The 20,491-nt window shown below is 31.4% G+C and carries 18 protein-coding genes; 8 read left to right on the top strand and 10 right to left on the bottom strand.

What is annotated here, in order from left to right:
• Positions 1 to 18: 18 nt before the first annotated feature.
• Together ABHQ57_RS14400 and ABHQ57_RS14405 are read left to right on the top strand one after the other, a co-directional pair.
• Positions 19 to 2,244: a TonB-dependent receptor domain-containing protein gene (locus ABHQ57_RS14400; RefSeq protein WP_167712357.1), complete on the top strand. Its 2,226-nt coding sequence runs from the start codon at positions 19 to 21 to the stop codon at positions 2,242 to 2,244.
• Positions 2,245 to 2,270: 26 nt separating this feature from the next.
• The gene (locus tag ABHQ57_RS14405) at positions 2,271 to 2,636 is read left to right on the top strand and encodes a heavy-metal-associated domain-containing protein (protein ID WP_047790554.1); all 366 of its coding nucleotides are present in this window, start codon (positions 2,271 to 2,273) and stop codon (positions 2,634 to 2,636) included.
• Positions 2,637 to 2,672: 36 nt separating this feature from the next.
• Here the strand turns inward: ABHQ57_RS14405 and ABHQ57_RS14410 are convergent, their stop codons facing one another.
• From ABHQ57_RS14410 to ABHQ57_RS14435, 6 genes are read right to left on the bottom strand one after another with little or no spacing between them, the layout of a single operon-like run.
• Positions 2,673 to 3,509, bottom strand: coding sequence for a pseudouridine synthase (locus tag ABHQ57_RS14410; RefSeq protein ID WP_047790553.1), 837 nt, complete (start codon positions 3,507 to 3,509; stop codon positions 2,673 to 2,675).
• Positions 3,510 to 3,554: 45 nt separating this feature from the next.
• Positions 3,555 to 4,472 (bottom strand): geranylgeranylglycerol-phosphate geranylgeranyltransferase, encoded by a 918-nt coding sequence (locus ABHQ57_RS14415; protein WP_047790552.1) that lies wholly within the window; start codon positions 4,470 to 4,472, stop codon positions 3,555 to 3,557.
• A 9-nt stretch (positions 4,473 to 4,481) separates the two neighbouring features.
• Complete coding sequence (locus tag ABHQ57_RS14420) at positions 4,482 to 5,408, bottom strand: mevalonate kinase (RefSeq protein WP_047790551.1); 927 nt, start codon at positions 5,406 to 5,408, stop codon at positions 4,482 to 4,484.
• A gap of 51 nt (positions 5,409 to 5,459) precedes the next feature.
• The gene (locus ABHQ57_RS14425; protein ID WP_053056775.1) at positions 5,460 to 5,954 is read right to left on the bottom strand and encodes a toxin-antitoxin system YwqK family antitoxin; all 495 of its coding nucleotides are present in this window, start codon (positions 5,952 to 5,954) and stop codon (positions 5,460 to 5,462) included.
• A 13-nt stretch (positions 5,955 to 5,967) separates the two neighbouring features.
• On the bottom strand, positions 5,968 to 7,053 hold the full coding sequence (gene mvaD / locus ABHQ57_RS14430) for a diphosphomevalonate decarboxylase (protein WP_159494826.1): 1,086 nt from the start codon (positions 7,051 to 7,053) through the stop codon (positions 5,968 to 5,970).
• Between the two features lie 35 nt (positions 7,054 to 7,088).
• Positions 7,089 to 7,301: a LytTR family DNA-binding domain-containing protein gene (locus ABHQ57_RS14435; RefSeq protein ID WP_082118685.1), complete on the bottom strand. Its 213-nt coding sequence runs from the start codon at positions 7,299 to 7,301 to the stop codon at positions 7,089 to 7,091.
• 137 nt (positions 7,302 to 7,438) lie between these two features.
• On the opposite strand from ABHQ57_RS14435, the gene ABHQ57_RS14440 reads away from it, so the two are divergent.
• The gene (locus tag ABHQ57_RS14440) at positions 7,439 to 7,669 is read left to right on the top strand and encodes a hypothetical protein (protein ID WP_047790549.1); all 231 of its coding nucleotides are present in this window, start codon (positions 7,439 to 7,441) and stop codon (positions 7,667 to 7,669) included.
• Positions 7,670 to 7,692: 23 nt separating this feature from the next.
• Positions 7,693 to 7,995, top strand: coding sequence for a hypothetical protein (locus tag ABHQ57_RS14445; RefSeq protein WP_047790548.1), 303 nt, complete (start codon positions 7,693 to 7,695; stop codon positions 7,993 to 7,995).
• A gap of 65 nt (positions 7,996 to 8,060) precedes the next feature.
• Here the strand turns inward: ABHQ57_RS14445 and ABHQ57_RS14450 are convergent, their stop codons facing one another.
• From ABHQ57_RS14450 to ABHQ57_RS14460, 3 genes are all read right to left on the bottom strand, one after another.
• Entirely contained in the window at positions 8,061 to 9,269 is a 1,209-nt protein-coding gene (locus ABHQ57_RS14450) for an NAD(P)/FAD-dependent oxidoreductase (protein WP_167712356.1), read from the bottom strand.
• A gap of 120 nt (positions 9,270 to 9,389) precedes the next feature.
• Entirely contained in the window at positions 9,390 to 10,316 is a 927-nt protein-coding gene (locus ABHQ57_RS14455; RefSeq protein ID WP_167712355.1) for a GYDIA family GHMP kinase, read from the bottom strand.
• Complete coding sequence (locus ABHQ57_RS14460; protein WP_167712354.1) at positions 10,316 to 12,049, bottom strand: hydroxymethylglutaryl-CoA reductase, degradative; 1,734 nt, start codon at positions 12,047 to 12,049, stop codon at positions 10,316 to 10,318. The genes ABHQ57_RS14455 and ABHQ57_RS14460 overlap by 1 nt, the downstream gene beginning before the upstream one ends.
• 142 nt (positions 12,050 to 12,191) lie before the next feature.
• Between ABHQ57_RS14460 and ABHQ57_RS14465 the strand changes: the two genes are divergently transcribed.
• The 4 genes from ABHQ57_RS14465 to ABHQ57_RS14480 all read left to right on the top strand — a co-directional run bounded on the left by ABHQ57_RS14465 (position 12,192) and on the right by ABHQ57_RS14480 (position 18,342).
• The gene (locus ABHQ57_RS14465) at positions 12,192 to 14,339 is read left to right on the top strand and encodes a S9 family peptidase (RefSeq protein WP_389864060.1); all 2,148 of its coding nucleotides are present in this window, start codon (positions 12,192 to 12,194) and stop codon (positions 14,337 to 14,339) included.
• Between the two features lie 16 nt (positions 14,340 to 14,355).
• Positions 14,356 to 15,900, top strand: a complete 1,545-nt coding sequence (locus ABHQ57_RS14470; protein ID WP_047790544.1) for a peptide MFS transporter — start codon at positions 14,356 to 14,358, stop codon at positions 15,898 to 15,900.
• Between the two features lie 66 nt (positions 15,901 to 15,966).
• Positions 15,967 to 17,724, top strand: a complete 1,758-nt coding sequence (locus ABHQ57_RS14475; protein WP_047790543.1) for a peptide MFS transporter — start codon at positions 15,967 to 15,969, stop codon at positions 17,722 to 17,724.
• A 99-nt stretch (positions 17,725 to 17,823) separates the two neighbouring features.
• Positions 17,824 to 18,342: a DUF255 domain-containing protein gene (locus ABHQ57_RS14480; protein WP_047790542.1), complete on the top strand. Its 519-nt coding sequence runs from the start codon at positions 17,824 to 17,826 to the stop codon at positions 18,340 to 18,342.
• Between the two features lie 4 nt (positions 18,343 to 18,346).
• Here the strand turns inward: ABHQ57_RS14480 and ABHQ57_RS14485 are convergent, their stop codons facing one another.
• Positions 18,347 to 20,374, bottom strand: coding sequence for a ComEC/Rec2 family competence protein (locus ABHQ57_RS14485; RefSeq protein WP_389864063.1), 2,028 nt, complete (start codon positions 20,372 to 20,374; stop codon positions 18,347 to 18,349).
• Between the last annotated feature and the right edge of the window lie 117 nt (positions 20,375 to 20,491).

A 20,491-nucleotide genomic window follows, 5' to 3' on the forward strand; every position in this document is an offset into this window, starting at 1 on the left:
AGTATGATGAAATAAATAATGAAAAAAAACTTCATAATCAGTATTTTTTTACTGATTTCTCTATCACTTTTTGCTCAAAAAGAGTTAAAAGGAGTGATAAAAGATAATAATAATTTAGAAATATTTGGGGCGAATGTATATTGGTTAAATACAAATACAGGAACGACCACCAATGAAACAGGAACTTTTAGTATTCCGTATAAAAAGGAGTATAAAAAATTAATAATAAGTTTTGTTGGTTATAAGACAGATACAATAAATGTTAGCAGTACAAAACCAATCAATCACTATTTAACAGAAAGTAATACGTTAAATGAGGTTGCAGTTTCTGCAAAAAAAAGTTCAACACAAAGGTCGTATTTACAAACACAAAACTTGGTAACTATTAATAGTGATGAGTTGTTAAAAGCCGCTTGTTGTAATCTGTCAGAAAGTTTTGAAACCAACCCGTCAATAGATGTTAATTTTTCTGATGCGTTAACAGGTACAAAACAAATTCAAATGTTAGGATTAACAAGTCCATATTTGTTAATTACCCAAGAAAATATTCCGTCAATTAGAGGAGCTGCACAAGCATTCGGATTAACATTTACACCTGGAACTTGGGTTGAAAGTATTCAAATAACAAAAGGAGCAGGAAGTGTTGTAAATGGTTTCGAAAGTATTTCAGGTCAAATAAATACAGAGCTAGTAAAACCATCTACCAATCATAAGTTTTACCTGAATGCTTATGGAGCTTTGGGAGGTAGATTAGAGTTCAATACCCATTTCAATCAAAAAGTGAGCGAAAAGTGGCAAACAGGGTTGTATGTACATGGAAACTATAGAGGAGAAAAATTTGATAAAAACAAGGATAACTTTTTAGACAACCCATTAGCAGAACAAATTAATGTGATGAATCGTTGGCAATATACCGATGCCGAAAAAGGTTGGGTAAGTTTTATCAATTTTAGATATTTAGACGATTCAAAACAAGTAGGAGAAGTTGGTTTTGACCCAGAAGTAGATAAAGGATCAAATACTGTTTGGGGAAGCGAAATTAAAACTAAACGTTTTGATACTTCTGTAAAAGTAGGTTATGTGTTTCCTGATATGCCATTTCAAAATATGGGCTTTCAAGCAGCATATAGTAACCACAAACAAGATTCGTATTTTGGATTGAGAGATTACAACATTCAGCATCAAAGCTTTTATAGCAGTTTTGTGTTTAGCTCTATTATTGGAGATACTCGTAATAAGTTTAAAACTGGTGCTAGCCTTACGTATGACAATTACGAAGAGTTTGTTAGTGAGCTGCTGTCTCCTAATTTTAATAGAAAAGAGAATTCTGTAGGAGCTTTTTTTGAATATGCTTATGACAATGCAGATAATCTTAGTGTTACAGCAGGCGTTCGATTAGACCATCATAACTTGTTAGGAACTTTTGTAACACCAAGATTGCACATGCGTTATGTTCCTTGGGAAAGAGGAGTGTTAAGGGCTTCTGTAGGAAGAGGAAAACGAAGCGCGAATATTTTTGCAGAGAATCAACAATTTTTTGCTTCATCACGAGCAATTACTATTGAAAGTTCAGGTGGAAATATTTATGGCTTAGACCCAGAAGAGGCTTGGAATTACGGAGTATCGTTTTTACAAGGATATAAACTATTTGGTAGAAAAGGAGATGTAACATTCGATTTTTATCAAACAAATTTTTCAAATCAGGTAGTAGTCGATTGGGAAAATCCACAAGAAATTTCTTTTTATAATTTAGAAGGAAAGAGTATCGCAAATAGTTTCCAGATAGAAATGAATCAAAATATAATCCCTTATTTTAATACTCGATTCTCTTATAAGTTTTATGATGTTTCTACAGATTATAAATCAGGAAACTTAGCGAAAGCTTTACAAGCTAAACATCGTTTTTTTGCCAATGTATCTTACGAAACTAAAACAGAAAAAAGCGATGCCAGTTGGAAGTTTGATGTAACCTATAACTGGATAGGAGAGCAACGACTACCTAATACAAATAACCAGTTACCAACATATTCAGATAGCTATAACTTATTAAACACGCAAATAACAAAAGTGTTTTCAAAAAAGTTTGAAATGTATGCTGGGGCTGAAAATATTACAAATTACAAACAAAAAAATCCTATACTGGGAAGTGATAATCCATTTGGTGCAAATTTTGATACTACTATTGTATATGCACCAGTTTTTGGAAGTAACTTCTATGCAGGGTTACGATTTAAAATAGATTAATTCAATAAATTAAAAATCAAGAACACATGAAAAATATATTTTTATTAGCAGTTGTTTTATTATTAAGCACATCAACATTTGCTCAGAAGAAGAATGCAAAAGTATCTTTTGAAGTAGACGGTGTTTGTATGATGTGTAAGCAGCGTATAGAAAAAGCAGCGTTAAAAACTAAAGGAGTGAAATTTGCAAAATGGGATGTGAATACTCACGAGTTAAGTTTAATTATTGATGAACGCAAAACAAGTACAGAAACAGTTAAAAAAACTATTGCTGGTGTAGGTCATGACACAAAAGAGTTTAAAGCAACAAAAGAAGCTTATGATAATTTACATGAATGTTGTAAATATCGTGATAAAGAAGTGCAAGAAGATCATAAAAAACCAAAGAAGTAATAAAAAAATCCCGAGTATTAACTCGGGATTTTTATGTTATAACATTTGTAAAGTGTTAATTTCTTGTTGTGTCAATTCACGCCATCTACCACGAGGTAAATTCTTTTTAGTTAAACCAGCAAAAATAACACGATCTAATTTTTTTACATGATATCCATAATGTTCAAAAATTTTACGAACAATACGGTTTCTACCAGAGTGAATTTCAATACCTACCTCAGTTTTCTTTTCACCCTCTACGTAAGAAACGGCATCAATAAAAACTTTTCTTCCCTCAATAATTACATCACCACGTAATTTTTCTAAATCAGCAATGGTTAATTTTTTATCTAAAGAAGCATGGTATAATTTACGAACGTTATGCTTAGGGTGCGTTAATTTTTTTGCTAATTCACCGTCGTTAGTAAATAATAATAAACCAGTAGTATTTCTATCTAATCTTCCAACAGGGTAAATTCGTTCTCTAGTGGCGTTTCCTACTAATTCCATTACAGTTTTACGACCACGGTCATCTTCCATAGTAGTAATGTAATTTTTAGGTTTGTTTAATAAAACGTAACGTTTCTGCTCCATAGAAATTAAAGTTCCATCAAAACGAACTTCATCAGTAGGCTGCACTTTGTAACCCATTTCCGTAACTAATTTCCCGTTTACAGAAACACTTCCGTGTTCAATATACGTATCTGCTTCTCTACGAGAACAAATTCCTGAATTAGAGATAAATTTGTTCAAGCGAATTCCTGTATCTTCAGTTTTTTTCTGAGTAGGTTTATTGCTTTTTGGTTTTCTGAAATCTTTTTTGAATTGATTTTTTCCTTGAGGATTGCTGTTGCGTCCAGCTTGTCGTCCTCTCGACGAGTTTTTTGAATTCATAATTAAATTTTAAAAGTTTGCAAATTTACGGTAATTATTTGGTTTTTAATCTAAAACCTCAACTACTTTATCTACAATTAAAGATTTATCGATAAATAACAAGCTAAAGACTCCTATTAATAACAAGACCTTTAAAATGTTGTGAGCTAATCTATATTGATTGTTTTTTGTTGATTCCCATGTGTAAAAACCAACAAATATTAAGGTAATGGCAGCTAAATAAAAATAATATTTCATGTATTCTATAGCAGGGTAGTTAAATAAAACTCCAATAGGTACTAAAGTTAATACCATTAATAAAATAATTAGCTTTTTAGTATTTCGTTCTCCATATTTTACAGGGAAGGTGTTGTAATTATTAGCAATCGCTCCTTTAATATTTTCTAAATCCTTCATAAGTTCTCGAATCATGATGACTAGAAAAAGAAAGATTGCGTGTATGAAAATTACTTTTGAAAAATTTTTGTAGTGTACAAAAATTACAAAAAAAGGAAGTATGGTTAATACTGTGGCTGTTATTAATCCTATTAGTGGATGTTTTTTTAGTTTATGAGAGTAAAACCAAATGCCAAATATATATACAGAGAAAAAGAATGCTGCTCGCCATGAAACTAACCATCCGAAGAAAAAACCAATAAAATTTAGTGTAAAATATAACGTTAGTTTTGTTTCTTGCTTTACATAAGAATCTAAGCCTGTTTTTATAGGTCTGTTAATAATATCAGCTTTTTTATCGTAAAAATTATTGATGATATATCCGGAAGCAACTACACAAACGGTAGCAATAACTAAATAAAGTAAATGCCAATCAAAAACTACAGGTTTAACTGATTTTGCATCAGAGAAAATAAAAATAGCAGCCAAATATTGGGCTGCTATTAATACTAGAATGTTATAACCTCTTATGACAGATAAAAGGCTAAATATTTTTAAGAAAAATGTATTGTTTTTAAATGTACTCATAGTAGCATTTTAAAAGCGATACACTAATTCTAATTTATAATCTTTTAAACTGTTTTTTGCTTTTTCGTAATCTTCAGTAAATCCTAAGATGTAACCTCCACCACCAGAACCACAAAGCTTTAAATAGTAATCGTTGGTTTGTATACCTTTTTCCCATACTTTATGAAAAGCAGTAGGAATCATAGGTTTAAAGTTAGCTAATACTACTTTTGATAGTTTTTTCACGTTACCAAATAACGATTTTACGTTTCCTTGTAAAAAGTCTTCAATACAAGCATCTGTATGTGTTGCGAACTCTTCGCTAATCATTTTTCTGAAACCTTCGTTTTTCATCTTGTTCATAAAGATGTTTACCATTGGTTCAGTCTCCCCAATTTGCTCAGAATCTAATAAGAAAACAGCTCCTTTTCCTTCTTTTTGAGAAGGGATTCCTGCTGGTTCAATATGTTCTTTTGAATTGATTAAGATAGGTAAACTTAAATAAGAGTTTAAAGGATCTAACCCAGAGCTTTTTCCATGGAAAAAAGACTCCATCAATGAAAAAATTTGTTTTAAAGTTAAAAGCTTGTCTCTCGTTAGGTTTTCTAAAATTGTAATTTTATCATTAGCGTACTTATCGTAAATAGAAGCTACTAAAGCGCCAGAACTTCCAACTCCGTACCCTTGAGGTATTGAAGAATCGAAATACATTCCGTTATCAATATCACTTTTCAAAGAATCTAAATCAAAAGATACTAATTCAGAATTTAAGTTAGTCAAATAACTATAAAACTTCGCTAAGCTTTGATTTGACTTCTCAGCTTCTCCAGTTAAGTTTTTTGCAGATTTTAACGCTCCTTTATAAGAACTAAAAGGTATTGCTAATCCTTTAGAGTCTTTGATAATTCCATACTCTCCAAAGAGTAATATTTTTGCGTAAAATAAGGGTCCTTTCATAGGTGTTTTAATTACGGTGCAAACATACAAGTAAAACTACTAGTTTACAAACTAGTACACGTTTTTGTAAAAAGTTTTCCAAACGCCCACTTTTTCGTTATCGCGGTATTTACCTTTTGTTTCTATTTTACCATTCTTATAAAAAGTTTTCCATATACCTTCTCTTTCACCTTCTTCATACTTTCCTTCCTCTTTTAACTCACCAGATTCATAGTATACCTTTCGAATTCCGTGAAGTTTTCCGTTTTTGTAATTGGCTCTATGAAAAGGTTTGCCATTGGTATGGTAATATAGTACCAAACCATCAAATTCTTCTTGGTTAGGAGTTTTTACAGTACTAAAACCCTCCATTTGTACTTGACCATTTTTGTAGTAATCTACAATCCAAAAGCCGTCATTCATTCTTTTAGGAGCAGGTCTATAAAACTCATGCTCTCCTTTAGTTGTTTCTTGCCAGTTTTTATCAAACCAAATAGTATCTTGCGCATTGACTGAATTGGTTATAAAACCAATAAAAAGGGCAATTATTAATGTTGAAGTTTTCATAATAGTAGGGAATTTAGGTTAAAATAGGTCTCGCGCCAAAACCCACACTATCACAAATATAATGATTTTTTTGGCAGTATGCAGCTAAATTATTCTTAATAAATACTTCAATCTCAGTCTTTTCCGAATTAGGGTATAATACATGTACATTCGCGCCTGCATCTAAGGTAAAGCAAACATTGCTATCATTTTCTTGTCTGTATTCCCATATTTTATTGATGATTTCTAACGTGTTCGGTTTCATTAAAATGAAATATGGACTACTTGTTAACATCATTGCATGTAATGTTAAAGCTTCGCTTTCAACAAGGTCAATAAATGCTTTAATATCTCCATTTTGAAGGATTTTTGAAAGTTTTTCTAAGTTTTCATTGGCCTGATTAAAACGATTTTCAGCATACGGATGATTATGCATTAAATTGTGACCAACAGTACTTGAAACTTGCTTTTCACCTTTATCAACTAATAAAATAGTATCTTGGTAGTCTTCAAAAATAGGATGAACTTTATAAGGGAATTTTGTACCGAATAAATCTGAACTTCCTTTAATCTCAGGATGATTTCCCCAAACGACTAATGGTCCTTCAATACTTCTACTAGCACTTCCTGATCCTAAACGAGCTAAAAAAGAAGCTTTTTTATTAATATATTCATCAGTTAAATTTGGATTTAATTCTTTTTCCAAATTCATTAAACACATAGCAATAGCACTCATTCCACTTGCAGAAGAAGCAATACCACTACTGTGTGGAAATGAATTTTCAGAAGAAATAACCATGTTATACTCTAAAATATAGGTACAGTATTTTTGTATTCTTTCAAAGAATTTGGCTATTTTAGGTTTAAAATCATCTTTCTTTTTTCCTTCAAAGTACAATTCAAATTCTACTTGGTTTTTTGGTAATGTCTTTGTGAATTCAATTTTTGTAGTTGTATGGCAATTATTCAATGTAAAGCTTATTGAGGCATTTTTAGGAATTTGAGGTTCGCTTTTTCCCCAGTATTTTACCAAAGCAATATTACTAGGTGTCTGCCATGTAACGGTTAAGTTATCTACTTTTTTATCTTGAGAAAGAAATAAGAAATCTGATGTATTCAACGTGTAAAAAATTTGCTGTAAAGATAGAACTTCGCTTACACTTGTGCTAATTTTTGTAAAACGCTTTCTTTATAGCTTCTGCTTATTGAGATTGCTTTTTTAGTAACTTCAATATATTCGTTAGTATATGAGGAAATTTTAGAAACTGAAACAATGTAAGAACGATGTACTCTTATAAAACAATCACTTGGTAATATGGCTTCAAAATTACTAATGGTTTCTCTAGTAACTATAGTATTTCGTCTCAAGTTTTAGCGCCAGCATTTGGATTGTTGAGGGCTATTCGATATTATCTTGTTGTGGAAAAGAGATAGCTAATCTAGATTTTTTATTAGTTAATCTTTTTAATACCTATTTCTAACATAGAAATGGGTATTTTTGTTGTATGAGAAAAATTAAACTGATTTGGGACTTTAAAGGTCCTGATGGATTGGAAACAGCAAAACATCACTGTATACATTTAAAAGAATTTACGCAGATAGATGGTTTGCCATATCATGAAGTAAATTTTGTATCTTTAAACGAAATGCATACCATCGCTTTTATTGTGGTTGATGAGGAATATATGAAAACCTTTAGAGATGCATTGAAACCTCATAGAGGAGAATTAGCATAATATAACACAAAAAAAATAGATCTATGTTTTTAATTAATGCCTTAGCAAAACCAAAAAAATCTTCTGAACATTATGATCAAGTTATAGGAGCTTACGTAAGCTTGTATATTGATTATAAAGATATTGAAGGAGCTATGCGATTAGCGAAATTTTATATCAAAAATGAAGATTGGAAAGTAGTAGAAATAGAGGACGAATATTTTACGTTAGATTCTGTAGATGATGTAGAAGATAATGAGCAAAAAGAATTGTATGAAGAAGCTGTAGAGTATGGATACTCTATTATTTTTAATTGCTACGAAGAAGAAGGAGAAGACGAAGATTAAAAAAAGCATGTCATTTCGAACGGAGTGAGAAACCTCAATTATTTTCGTTCGAAATGATATTTTATTTATTCAGCAATTGCATTAGCACAAATAAAACCACTTGTCCAAGCATTTTGAAAGTTGAAGCCACCAGTAACGGCATCAATATTTAATACTTCACCTACAAAAAACAAGTTTTTGTGTTTTTTACTTTCAAAACGTTTAAAGTTAATTTCTTTTAAATCTATACCACCAGCAGTAACAAACTCCTCTTTAAAAGTAGTACGTCCATTTGCATTGAATAATCCTTTGGTTAACTGATCTGCTAAGTTTTGAAGTTGCTTATTGCTCAAATCAGCCCAGTTTTGGTTGTTTTTTATTTCTGAAGCCATTACCAAACGTTCCCATAATCGGCGAGGAATATCACTAAATGGAGATTTTAAACTAACTTGTTTTTTAGTTTGTGATTTTTTTAACTCTTGTAATGTTGAAAAAACTGAATCGGTATCTTGTCCTAACCAATTTACCAATACGTTATATTGATAGTTTTTATCAGCTAAAATACGAGCACCAAAAGCGGATAATTTTAAAATAGCAGGACCACTCAAGCCCCAATGGGTAATTAGTAATGGACCAGAATTTTCTAAATTTGTTCCAACAAGTGTAACTTCTGCATTTGGAACTGATATTCCGCCTAAATCAATAATTCGCTTGTCTTTTATATTGAAAGTAAATAAAGAAGGAACAGGTTCAATAATTGTGTGATTTAACGTTTTACATAAATCCCATACTTTTTTACTACTTCCTGCGGCAACCGCTACGAAATCAGCTTCAAAATCTTGATTTTTTGTGTTGATAATCCATTTCTCATTTTGTTGATAAATGGAGTTTACACCATGGTTTTTTAACACGCTAATTCCAAGGTTATCAACAGCGTTTTGAAAACAATCTATAATCGCTTGTGATGTATTTGCTTCTGGAAATACTCGATTGTCTTCTTCTATTTTTAAAGGAACTCCGCGATTTTCAAACCATTCAAAAGTATCACCCGTCATGAATTTATGAAAAGGACCTAATAACTCCTTTTTACCTCTCGGGTAGAATTTTGTTAGTTCTTTAGGTTCAAAACAAGCATGTGTAACATTGCAACGACCTCCACCAGAAATTTTTACTTTTTGTAAAACCTCTTTTCCTTTCTCAAGAATAGTAATGTCCAATTCAGGATTAATTTCTTTTGCATTAATCGCAGTAAAATAACCTGCAGCTCCACCACCAATAATAATAACTTTTTTCATCTTTTTTATGTCAGTTCGAGTAATTTTCGGTAGAAAATTGTATCGAGAACTTTTTTAAATTATCTCGATACAAATTTATTTCATTCTTCAATAAATTCACTCGATGTAACAGGCTTAATTTTATAAAATCATTTCTTTATAGGTGAGGATAGTATTGAATCCTTTTTGTTGAAAATAGCTTGTAGTGTCTTCATTTCCTGCAACTAAAATAAAATCACCACCCCAAGCACCTAAACTTTTTACTTCACCAAAATAGTCAGAAAATAACCTTTGTTTTACAGTGTCTTGTTTTATAATTGAACTAATGATTTGCTCATGCTCAATAATGATTTTTTCTAAATCTTTAGAAGTGTTGGCTTTTAAAAACTCTTGAGTTAAATTGTCAATTTCAGGGATTAAGATCTTAGCTTCTTCTTTGTGTTTTTTATAGTGAGCAATTCCTTCTCTGCTATTTTGTTTTTGGTTTAAATGCACAAAAAATAATTCTTCAGAAAAATGTGGATTGAAATTTACTTCTTGAATATGAGGTTGTTTTTCTTCTAGCTTATATAGAATCGGAGTGTTATGTTTTGCACAAGCGATATCGTAACCACTTCCAGAAAAAGCGTTCCAAAGTAAGGTAAACGGATTTACATTTGCCCAAGTAGCTATATTATTAATTAAGGTTGAGGAACTTCCTAATCCCCAGTTTTGAGGAAATGTTAGATTTGTCTTTACAACGAAACCGTTTTCAGTAGTTAGAAATTCAGGATTTAAACGTTTCGCTTCTTGTAAAATATCACGTAGTGTTTCAGCAATAAACTCAGCACTTCCTTCTTTATCAGAATTAAACGTAGCTGAGGTTAAGCGTAGTTTGGGTAAATCAAAAGAAGCCTCGAACCAACATTCTCCAGTATGCGTAAAACTTCCCCAGATAAGTTGTGATTCTTTAATTGGTTCAACAATTAAGTCTTGTCCAAACTTAGTAGGAACAGCTAACGATGTTGCACCATCTAAAACAACATATTCTCCAGTGAGTAATAATTTTCCGTTAGAATAGTGTCGCATTATACCAGTCCGAATTGTTTAAAGTGATGTGTAAAATGTTTTACTTGGAATTTTTTCCAATATTCATAATCTAACTCTCCAAAAAATGGATGTACAACTGTTCGGTTTGGATTTTCATTAAAAACAGTTTCGAAGTGCTGCACTTGCTCAATCAAATCAATAACAGCTTCGTTTATAGAACTAAACTTTAACGGAGTTGGAGCTTCTGATAAAAATGGAGCTTTAAATCCAGTTTGTAACTCATTATCAGAATTTAAAAATGGTTTTCTTCTAGCTGATTTCTCATCAGAAACATAGGTGTCAACTTTCCAGTTTCCATTTGCTATTTGAGTAACCAAGCTTAAATGTTCTACCATGTGTTGTCCACTCATTTTACCAAACAAAGGTTTTGCATCGGCTTTTAAACTTAAAAGAGTATCACGTACTTCTTCTTCATTTAAAAAGTCTACCCATTGTACTTTTGGCTTACGAAGCTCATTTAGTTTTTCAACCACGGCACTATGAGAGGCTGTTCTGTCTTCAAAATAGGAGGCTACAATTTCTTTTTCTTCATTGGTAGCTTTGTGTTGATTTAAAATGTTCATCAAGTGCATTTTCATATGCCCATGTTGAATTCCTTTGGTTGTTAAAGCACGCAAAGCAGCAAAATTTTGAGCTAAACCAGCGGCAGCAATAATTTGCATTAAAGTGCGAGCACTAGGTTTTTGCATCATATCTAACGATAATTTTGCCATTGGGTGTAAGGCAGTTAATCCCCCCACAGTTCCTAATGCTAAAGGAATTTCAATCCAAAATTTAAAAATACCGTCTTTTACTTCACAGTGAGTTAAGCTTTTGTATTGTCCGTCTTTTGAAGCATACGCATGTGCACCCGCTTCAATAGCTCTAAAATCGTTTCCAGTAGCTAATACAACAGCATCTATTCCGTTCATAATACCTTTGTTGTGCGTAACTGCACGGTACGGTTCTACCTCTGCAATTTTAACAGCTTGTTCAAACTTTTGAGCAAACTTCTCAGGATTCTTCCCGCCCAATTCGGCTACTTTACAACTTACTTCCGCTCTAACTAAACATTCAGGAACGTAGTTAGAAAGAATGCTCATAACTATTTCAATATCGTCTTTTCTAAAAGCTTTAGCAATAGCTTCTAAACAAGAATTAATAAAGTTAGCCCCCATACTATCTTTTGTTTCAAACGTAACATGTAATTGATAGTAGTTTGCAAGCTTATCTGTTTTATCAACTAGTTGAATATCTAATATTCCGCCACCACGTTTTTCCATGTTTTTGGTAATAGATGCGGTAGCTGCGTATAATTCTGTTTTTTGTTGATTAAAATAGGTTTCTAACTCTTTTTTGTTACCAGCATACATAAAATGTACCTGACCAATTTTTGTAGTAGAAATTACTTCTGTTTTAAATCCTCCACGAGTACTCCAAAACTTGGCAACTAAAGAAGCAGCAGCAACAACAGAGCTTTCTTCAACCACCATTGGTATTACATAACTGCGTCCGTTAATAATAAAGTTAGGAGCAATGCCGTAAGGCATATAAAAATTAGAAATGGTATTTTCAATAAAATCATCATGCAATTGTTGTAACTTCTCGTCTACATTCCAATATTGCATAATAGTTTGTATAATTTCTGGTTGATTGTTAAAGTAAGTTTTAGCCAACCAGTCTATTTTTTCTTCTTTGGTAAGTTTAGAAAAACCAGAGATCGTTTTAGACATTCTCAATTCATTTTTGATGGCTCAAAGATACGTGAATCATGTTAAAATGCTTGTGTTATTTGGTTTTTATGATTTTTTTGAGCGGGTTTTTGGCTATTTTTCCGTAAACTTGGCAAACTTTTTAGATAAACAACAACTTAACATGAAGAAATTATTATTATTGTTTATAGGGATATCTTCGCTAGTACAAGCTCAAAAAAAAGATATTTCTTTAGAGGATATATGGCGAAAAGGCACATTTAGAGCTGATTATATGAACTCTTTAAATTCTATGAATGGAGATTTTTATTCGTTATTAAATTATGAGAATGGAAGTTCTACTGTAGATAAATACAGTTATGAAACTTTAGAAAAAGTTGCAACGATTGTTGATAGTAAAGATTTAGCAGGATTGAAATATTTTCAATCATATAGTTTTAATAATGATGAGACCAAATTAATTTTAGGAACGAACTTTAAGCAAATTTTTCGTCATTCATATTTAGGTACTTATTATGTGTATGATATTGCTAAAAAATCATTAGACTTAATTGGTACAGATATTCAAGAACCAACTTTTTCTCCTGATAGTAAAAAAATAGCATACGCTAAAGACAACAATTTATTTATTAAAGATTATTCAGATGCCAATGTGGTAATTCAAATTACCAATAGTGGTAAAAAGAACGAAATCATTAACGGTATTACTGATTGGGTTTATGAAGAAGAGTTTGGTTTTGTAAAAGCTTTTGAATGGAGTAAAGATAGCAAAAACTTAGCTTATTTACGTTTTGATGAAAGTAAGGTTAAAACTTTTTCAATGGATGTGTATGGAAAAGAAAAATACCCAACACAACATGTATTCAAATACCCAAAGGCAGGTGAAGAAAATGCTAAAGTAGCTTTACGTATATTTTCATTAGAAACGAATAAAACTGCAGAAATTAGAGTAGGAGATTATGAATATATTCCTAGAATTAACTGGACAAACAATCCAAACATATTAGCTGTTAGAACATTGAACCGTCATCAAAATGATTTAAAAATGTATTTTGTTGATGCAACTACTTTTAATAGTTCTATCGTTTTAAACGAAACAGATAAAGCATATGTAGATATTACAGACGACCTAACTTTTTTAGACGATAATAGCTTTATTTGGACAAGTGAAAAAGATGGATACAACCATATTTACCACTATGATAAAGATGGTAAGTTATTGAATCAAGTAACGAAAGGAAATTGGGAAGTTACTTCTTACTATGGATATAATGCTGATAAGAAAACTATTTATTACCAATCAGTAGAAAACGGTTCTATTAATAGAGGAGTGTATAGCATTTCTTTAGACGGTAACAACAAAAAGCTATTGAGTAACTCTACAGGAACAAACAACGCTGCTTTTAGTAAAAACATGCACTATTTCATCAATACTTTTTCTGATGCAAATACACCACCAGTGTACACGCTAAGAAATGATGAAGGTAAGGTATTAAAAACTATAAAAGATAACGTAGCTTTAAAAGAAACTATTGCAGGGTATAATTTAAGTAAAAAAGAGTTTTCTACTATTAATGTTAACGGTAACGACTTAAATATGTACACTATTAAGCCTGCAAACTTTGATGTAAATAAAAAGTATCCAGTTTTAATGTATCAATATTCAGGGCCAGGTTCTCAAAATGTAAAAAATAGTTGGAATGGTTCAAATGATTATTGGCACCAAATGTTAGCACAAAACGGATATATTGTTGTTTGTGTTGATGGTAGAGGAACAGGTTTTAAAGGTCGTGATTTTAAGAAAGTTACTTATATGAACTTGGTGAAGTATGAAACTGAAGACCAAATTTCGGTGGCTAAAGAGTTAGCAAAATTACCGTATGTTGACGCGAATAGAATTGGTATTTGGGGATGGTCATTCGGTGGTCATATGAGTACGAACTGTTTATTAAAAGGAAATGATGTATTTGCAGCAGCTATCGCTGTGGCACCAGTTACTACATGGCGTTTTTACGACACAATTTATACAGAACGTTACATGCGTACTCCAGAGGAAAACCCGGCAGGGTATGATGATAACTCGCCATTGAATTATCCAGAATTATTAAAAGGAAAATATTTACTAATTCACGGAACAGGTGATGATAATGTACATGTTCAAAATGCTTATAGAATGGCAGAGGCTTTAATTCAAGCAAATAAGCAATTTGAGTGGGGAATGTATCCGGACAAGAATCATGGTATTTATGGAGGAAATACTCGTTTACACCTGTATACCAAAATGACCAACTTTATTAAAAACAACTTATAAACTAAAACAATATATTATGGCTAAAAATGTAGCAACCGAACGGGAAATATTTGGACATCCAGTAGGATTATTTATGTTGTTCTTTACAGAAATGTGGGAACGTTTTTCATACTACGGTATGAGAGCTCTACTGGTTTTATATTTAATTAGCGAAGTAGCAAGTGATAATCCGGGTTTAGGGTGGACTAAAAGTGATGCTAGTAGCTTATACGGTTGGTACACAATGCTTGTTTACATTACTCCAATCATTGGCGGGATTATTGCTGATAAAATTTTAGGATTTAGAAAAGCCATTATTATAGGAGCTGTGTTAATGACATTAGGGCACATATCGTTAGCTTTTGAACCGATGCCAGCGTTTTACTTAGGACTTGGTTTATTAATTATAGGAAATGGTTTTTTTAAGCCAAATATATCTTCAATTGTAGGGCAATTATACCCAGAAGGAAGTGATAAAAAAGATTCAGGGTATACTATTTTTTACCAAGGAATTAACGTAGGAGCTTTCTTGGGGTCAATTTTATGTGGTTATTTAGGAGAAACTTTAGGTTGGCATTATGGGTTTGGATTAGCAGGTATATTTATGTTTATAGGATTGATTCAGTTCCATTTAGCACAAAAAATGTTTGGAGAAATTGGATTAGCGCCAAAGAAAGAAGTTTCTAAAGAAACTACAGAAATAGAAAAAAAGCCATTAACAAAAGTTGAAACTCAGAGGTTAATAGTTGTTGGTGTTTTAGCATTTTTCTCTATCTTTTTCTGGGCAGCTTTCGAGCAAGCAGGTTCGAGTATGAATATTTTTGCAAGTGAATATACTGATAGAAGTTTAGAAGGGACAGGAGTAATTGTATTTAAAATTTTTGGAGCTTTACTATCAGCTTTACCAGTAATAATTTTAACATGGTTATTTGTAGGAATGTTTAAAGCAATTGGTAAAACGTATGCTACAGCAATGATGTTTATGGCACTAAGTGTTGTTATTTTGTGGGGAATTATTGGATATATGATTTATAATCAGTTTTTTGATGAAAACCCGGAGGTACCAGCAACATGGTTTCAAAGTTTAAATGCGTTATTTATCTTCACTTTAGCGCCATTATTTTCTTGGGTTTGGCAAAAATTAGCAAAAACAAAATATAACCCTAACGGACCTCAAAAGTTTGCTATTGGATTAATATTACTTGGATTAGGTTTTATACCAATGGTACTTGGAGCAGCAAATGTTGGAGGAGATTCCATACAAAAGGCTAGTATGATCTTTTTAGTTTTAGCTTACCTATTACATACTATGGGAGAGTTAAGTTTATCACCAGTTGGTCTTTCTTATGTAAATAAATTGTCACCAAAAAGATTATTAGGTATTATGTTTGGTATTTGGTTTTTTGCATCTGCCATGGGTAATATGATTGCAGGAACTTTTTCAAGTTACATGGAAAAGATAGCTCAAGAATCTTCTATGTCTGATTTCTTTAATATCTTAGTTTGGATTCCAATAGGAGGAGGTATAGTATTATTTCTTTTAAGTTTCCCACTTAAAAAGTTAATGCACGGAGTAAAATAATAAGGAGCATTTAACCTCATGATAATCTTTATCATGAGGTTTGTTATATATAAACGATAAATAAATATGAGTTCAGTTACATCAAACGATTTTTTCAAATCAAAAGTACTAGGCCATCCATCAGGGTTGTTTGTGCTATTTTTTACAGAAATGTGGGAGCGCTTTTCTTTTTACGGAATGCGTGTTTTATTAGTTAACTTCTTAACAGCAGCAGCTATTGGAACTAACCCTGGTTGGGAATGGTCAGCAGAAAATGCAGGTGCTTTATTTGGTACTTATGCAATGTTATTGTATTTAACCCCAATTTTAGGAGGAATTTTAGCAGACAAATTAACAGGATATCGTTGGGCAGTTGTTATAGGCTCTATTATTATGACACTAGGACACGCTGCTATGGCTATTGAAACTGAGTTTTGGTTGTATGTAGGTTTAGCTTTATTAGTAATTGGTACAGGTTTCTTTAAACCTAATATGACATCTATTATTTCTGAGATGTATAAAGACTTACCAGAAAAAAAAGATGGAGCATATACTATATTTTATATGGGAGTTAATGCAGGAGCTTTCTTTGGAATGATGTTGTGTGGATATTTAGCTGAAAAGATAGGTTGGTCTTGGGGGTTCGGTTTAGCAGGAATTTTCATGTTATTAGGTACTTTACAGTTTTGGTTAGCAAAACCATTATTTGGAACTATAGGAGATGTTCCTTCAAAAGAAGAAAATAATGTTGTTGAAACTTCTGGTTTAAACTCAAAAGAAGAGGATAAAAGAAATCCTTTCACAGGTTTAGATAAAATATTAATTGTAATTTCCTCTGTTATAGGTTTAGGATACGCTATTAACGATCCTTTATCAAAAATTGGAGGTATAGATGTTTTTGGAGCTCTTAAAATAGGAAATTTTGAAGGACAATATGTAGCTGTACTGTTTGGGTTAATAGTATTTTTAGTTTTAACTATTTCTCGTATATCTCGTTATGCTAAGGTTGTACGAGATAGAATGATTGCTGTAATTATATTTGCTTTTTTTACTGTTTTCTTCTGGATGAGTTTCGAACAAGGAGCTTCTTCTTTAGTGCTTTTTGCTCGTGATAATGTTGATAGAGTTTTAACAGGTAATGCACAAACAATTTTTAATATTGTAAATACACTATTAACTGTAATTCCTTTAGCTATTATTACTTGGGTACTAATTTTATTAGGAAAAGAAACAGGAAAAAGAATTCCTGTATCCAACTTTGTATTAGCAATATGTTTTCTGGGAGTTTGGGCATTGGTAGGTTGGATGTTATATCGTGAGTTTTCAGCAGAAGCTTCTGAAATAACGGTATCATGGTTTTCAATATTAAACTCATTTTTTATTATAGCCTTTGCTAATTTCTTTTCTAAATGGTGGGATTCAAAATACAACCCGTCTGCAGCTGTAAAATATGGATTAGGACTAATCATAATGGCAGTAGGTTTTGGGTTGTTAGCATTTGGATCTTATGGAATAACCGATGGAGTTAAAGTGAGTATGGTATGGTTAATATTAGCATATTTGTTTCATACCTTAGGGGAGTTATGTCTTTCTCCAGTAGGTTTATCATATGTATCTAAATTAGTACCTGCAAGAATGATTGCATTTATGTTTGGTATGTGGTATTTAGCAATAGCAATAGGAAATAAAGCAGCAGCTGTTTTAGGAGGTCAAATAGAAAACATAACAAAAGAATATAGCCTATCAACATTCTTTTTAATTTTCACAATAGTTCCAACATTAGCAGGATTGTTAGTAATAGCTTTAAATCCGTTAATTAAAAAACTAATGCATGGAGTTAAATAACTCTAAATAAAAGTTAAAACAATATTTTTAGAACCTGTCAATTTTAAATATTGGCAGGTTTTTTTGTAATTTTGGAACACTTATTGAGACTTAAAGAGTATGAAAAAAATAATATTAATAGTAGTTTTAACCTTTATTTCATATGGAGTAAAGGCACAAGACAAGGTAAATTGGTTAAGCTTTGAAGAAGCGATGGAAATGAGTGAGAAAGACCCTAAACCAATTTTAGTAGATATTTACACCGATTGGTGTGGTTGGTGTAAAAAGATGGATAAAACCACTTACAAAAACAAAGTAATTGTTGAGTATATCAATACACACTATTACCCAGTAAAGTTAAACGGAGAAGCTAAACATGATATTACATTTCAAGGAAAAACCTTTAAATACCAGTCTCAGGGAAGAAGAGGTTATCACGAGTTAGCGGCTGCTATTATGAAAGGACAATTAAGTTATCCTTCAACAGCTTTTTTTAATACTGATAAGCAATTATTACAAAACGTACCTGGCTACTTAGAAGAAAAAAGATTTGAGAAAATACTGGCGTATTTTAACAAAGATAATTATAAAAATACACCTTGGACAGAGTTTGAAAAGAACTTTAAAAGTGCCATGTAAAAACTTATTCTTTTATAATATAAGCACCATTTTGACCAGTATACCAAAATGGTGTTTTTTGTTTATAACAAGTTTCTTTCCACCCGTTAATGTACGATTTGTAATTACTTCCATCAGCAATGATTTGCTTTGGTTTTAGCCAAAAAATAAGTCTGCTTAAATTTATTTTTGGGTTATTTTTTAAAACCACTATTGGGTTTTTAAGTTTTTTTATTTGATACATCCCTAAACTATCTACAATTAAAATTTGTTTGTTATTGAAAGAAGCAATGTATGATATCGAATCAATATTTTTAGAAATAATGCCTTGAGCAACTCTGTAAGATTGTAAAATTTTTTCTTGCAGAAGAATAGAGTCATTTAGTGAACTAAAAACGTTAAGCTCGTTCCTGTTTCTTTCTCCTAAAATTGAATACCTACTTTTATGAAATACAATAAATTCACTTTTGTTTACTCGCTGGCTTTTTTCATATAAATAAACCCCTTGTAAAATAATAGTTGAAGTTAGAAAGAGTACAATATTATTATAGGTTTTACGAAACCAAAGTTGAAATAAGAAAATAATGAATATGTACCAAGCTATCATTGCTTCAAAAGACATAGAAAGTTCTTTCAGTAAAAACACTTCTTGTTTCGAAACCCAACTAACAAAATAATTCATCAAAGAAATAATTGATCCATATATATTCGCCAAGAATTGAGGCAATATATTAAACGTTGCTAGTATAATAATTACAATTCCACCAAACAAAATTGTACCTAAAAAAGGAATGATAATTAAGTTAGATAGGATAAACAACCCTGGAAACTGATGAAAGTAATACAAGCTAATTGGTAAAATTCCTGCTTGTGCAGCTATAGAAACTGTAAATAATTGCCAGCCTTTGTTGAGAAATCGTAATTTAGGTGTCCAAATACTGTAAAGTAAAGGTTGTACCCAAACAATACCAAAAACTGCTAAATAACTTAATTGAAACCCAACATCAAATAAAAACATCGGTTTTATTAAAAGTAAAAATAGCATGGAGCTTATTAAAGAAAACTCAATAACCTTTTTTCGTTTAAAGGATAACCCGATAGCTACAAAAGTAAACATAGTTACTGCTCTAACTACTGAGGCAGATAAACCAGCTATAAAAGCAAATGACCAAAGTAAGAAGATAACACAAACGACTTTAATGATTGTTCCATGCGGAAGGTTTTCTAAAGGTTTAAGTAGATAGGAGAGTAGTAATAATAAAATTCCTACGTGGAGTCCTGAAATGGCAAGAATATGAATAGCGCCTGCGTTGGTGTAGCTTTCTAATAACTCTTTTGAAATTTCTTGACGTTGACCAAGCAATAGAGCATTAATCACAGCAAATTCATCGTTTGTAAAATGATACTTTTTTAAGGAAGCTTGTATTTTACCTCTAATATGAGCAGATAAACTGATTAAAGAAAGCTTTGAGTTTTCAAGTTTTTTGAATTGATGATTATCTATAAATACTTGATGATAAACATACTGTTTTGCTAAATATTGTTTGTAATCAAATTGATGTGGATTTAAAGGCGGAATTAATTCTTTAAAAGGAGTTTTGATAAATATTCGATTACCCACCTTTAATATAGGTGATAAACTGTCCTTTTGAATATTTAGAAGAATATATCCAGTGGTTTTAGTAGAATCTACTTGTGAAACTTTAACTACATATTTTGTATAGTAGTTCCCTGGTTTTAATACTTTTTGTACATCAAGTATATAAGTAGAATTCTTAATTAATTGATGTTTATAATGGCTTACATAATTCTTTGGATTGTGAATATAGGTGGTGCTAACCCCGATAAAAACAAAGAACAATAATGTGACTATACTAAAAGCTTTTCGCGCTTGAGTTCTTTTTAAGAAATAAAGAATGACAAGAAACCCTATTAAAGAATAGAACAAGTATATAAAGTTATACAGCCAAACCTGTGTGTAAAACTGAAGTGTTATACCAATAATAAGGCACAACAAAAAGTGAAAAGGAGGATACTCTAACAATTTTTTCATAGCTCTTTAAAGATATGAAAAAACTTTGAGTTTAAAAGAGTTTAATAGCTGGTCTCATATAACAGACGGTTAATAAGTATAAGTTAATAATTTTAGATAAGGATTTAGAGTAGATTT

Origin of the sequence: Tenacibaculum sp. ZH5_bin.1 (assembly GCF_042865525.1) — a bacterium.
Taxonomy (GTDB): Bacteria; Bacteroidota; Bacteroidia; order Flavobacteriales; family Flavobacteriaceae; genus Polaribacter; species Polaribacter mesophilus.

Excerpts from the sequence above, each read along its gene's own strand:
- ABHQ57_RS14480 (WP_047790542.1), top strand. The coding sequence starts at position 17,824 with ATGAAAAAAATAATATTAATAGTAGTTTTAACCTTTATTTCATATGGA.
- ABHQ57_RS14450 (WP_167712356.1), bottom strand. The coding sequence starts at position 9,269 with ATGAAAAAAGTTATTATTATTGGTGGTGGAGCTGCAGGTTATTTTACT.
- ABHQ57_RS14405 (WP_047790554.1), top strand. The coding sequence starts at position 2,271 with ATGAAAAATATATTTTTATTAGCAGTTGTTTTATTATTAAGCACATCA.
- ABHQ57_RS14465 (WP_389864060.1), top strand. The coding sequence starts at position 12,192 with ATGAAGAAATTATTATTATTGTTTATAGGGATATCTTCGCTAGTACAA.
- ABHQ57_RS14470 (WP_047790544.1), top strand. The coding sequence starts at position 14,356 with ATGGCTAAAAATGTAGCAACCGAACGGGAAATATTTGGACATCCAGTA.
- ABHQ57_RS14485 (WP_389864063.1), bottom strand. The coding sequence starts at position 20,374 with ATGAAAAAATTGTTAGAGTATCCTCCTTTTCACTTTTTGTTGTGCCTT.
- ABHQ57_RS14455 (WP_167712355.1), bottom strand. The coding sequence starts at position 10,316 with ATGCGACACTATTCTAACGGAAAATTATTACTCACTGGAGAATATGTT.
- ABHQ57_RS14445 (WP_047790548.1), top strand. The coding sequence starts at position 7,693 with ATGTTTTTAATTAATGCCTTAGCAAAACCAAAAAAATCTTCTGAACAT.
- ABHQ57_RS14415 (WP_047790552.1), bottom strand. The coding sequence starts at position 4,472 with ATGAGTACATTTAAAAACAATACATTTTTCTTAAAAATATTTAGCCTT.
- ABHQ57_RS14475 (WP_047790543.1), top strand. The coding sequence starts at position 15,967 with ATGAGTTCAGTTACATCAAACGATTTTTTCAAATCAAAAGTACTAGGC.
- ABHQ57_RS14410 (WP_047790553.1), bottom strand. The coding sequence starts at position 3,509 with ATGAATTCAAAAAACTCGTCGAGAGGACGACAAGCTGGACGCAACAGC.
- ABHQ57_RS14425 (WP_053056775.1), bottom strand. The coding sequence starts at position 5,954 with ATGAAAACTTCAACATTAATAATTGCCCTTTTTATTGGTTTTATAACC.
- ABHQ57_RS14440 (WP_047790549.1), top strand. The coding sequence starts at position 7,439 with ATGAGAAAAATTAAACTGATTTGGGACTTTAAAGGTCCTGATGGATTG.
- ABHQ57_RS14400 (WP_167712357.1), top strand. The coding sequence starts at position 19 with ATGAAAAAAAACTTCATAATCAGTATTTTTTTACTGATTTCTCTATCA.
- ABHQ57_RS14460 (WP_167712354.1), bottom strand. The coding sequence starts at position 12,049 with ATGTCTAAAACGATCTCTGGTTTTTCTAAACTTACCAAAGAAGAAAAA.
- ABHQ57_RS14420 (WP_047790551.1), bottom strand. The coding sequence starts at position 5,408 with ATGAAAGGACCCTTATTTTACGCAAAAATATTACTCTTTGGAGAGTAT.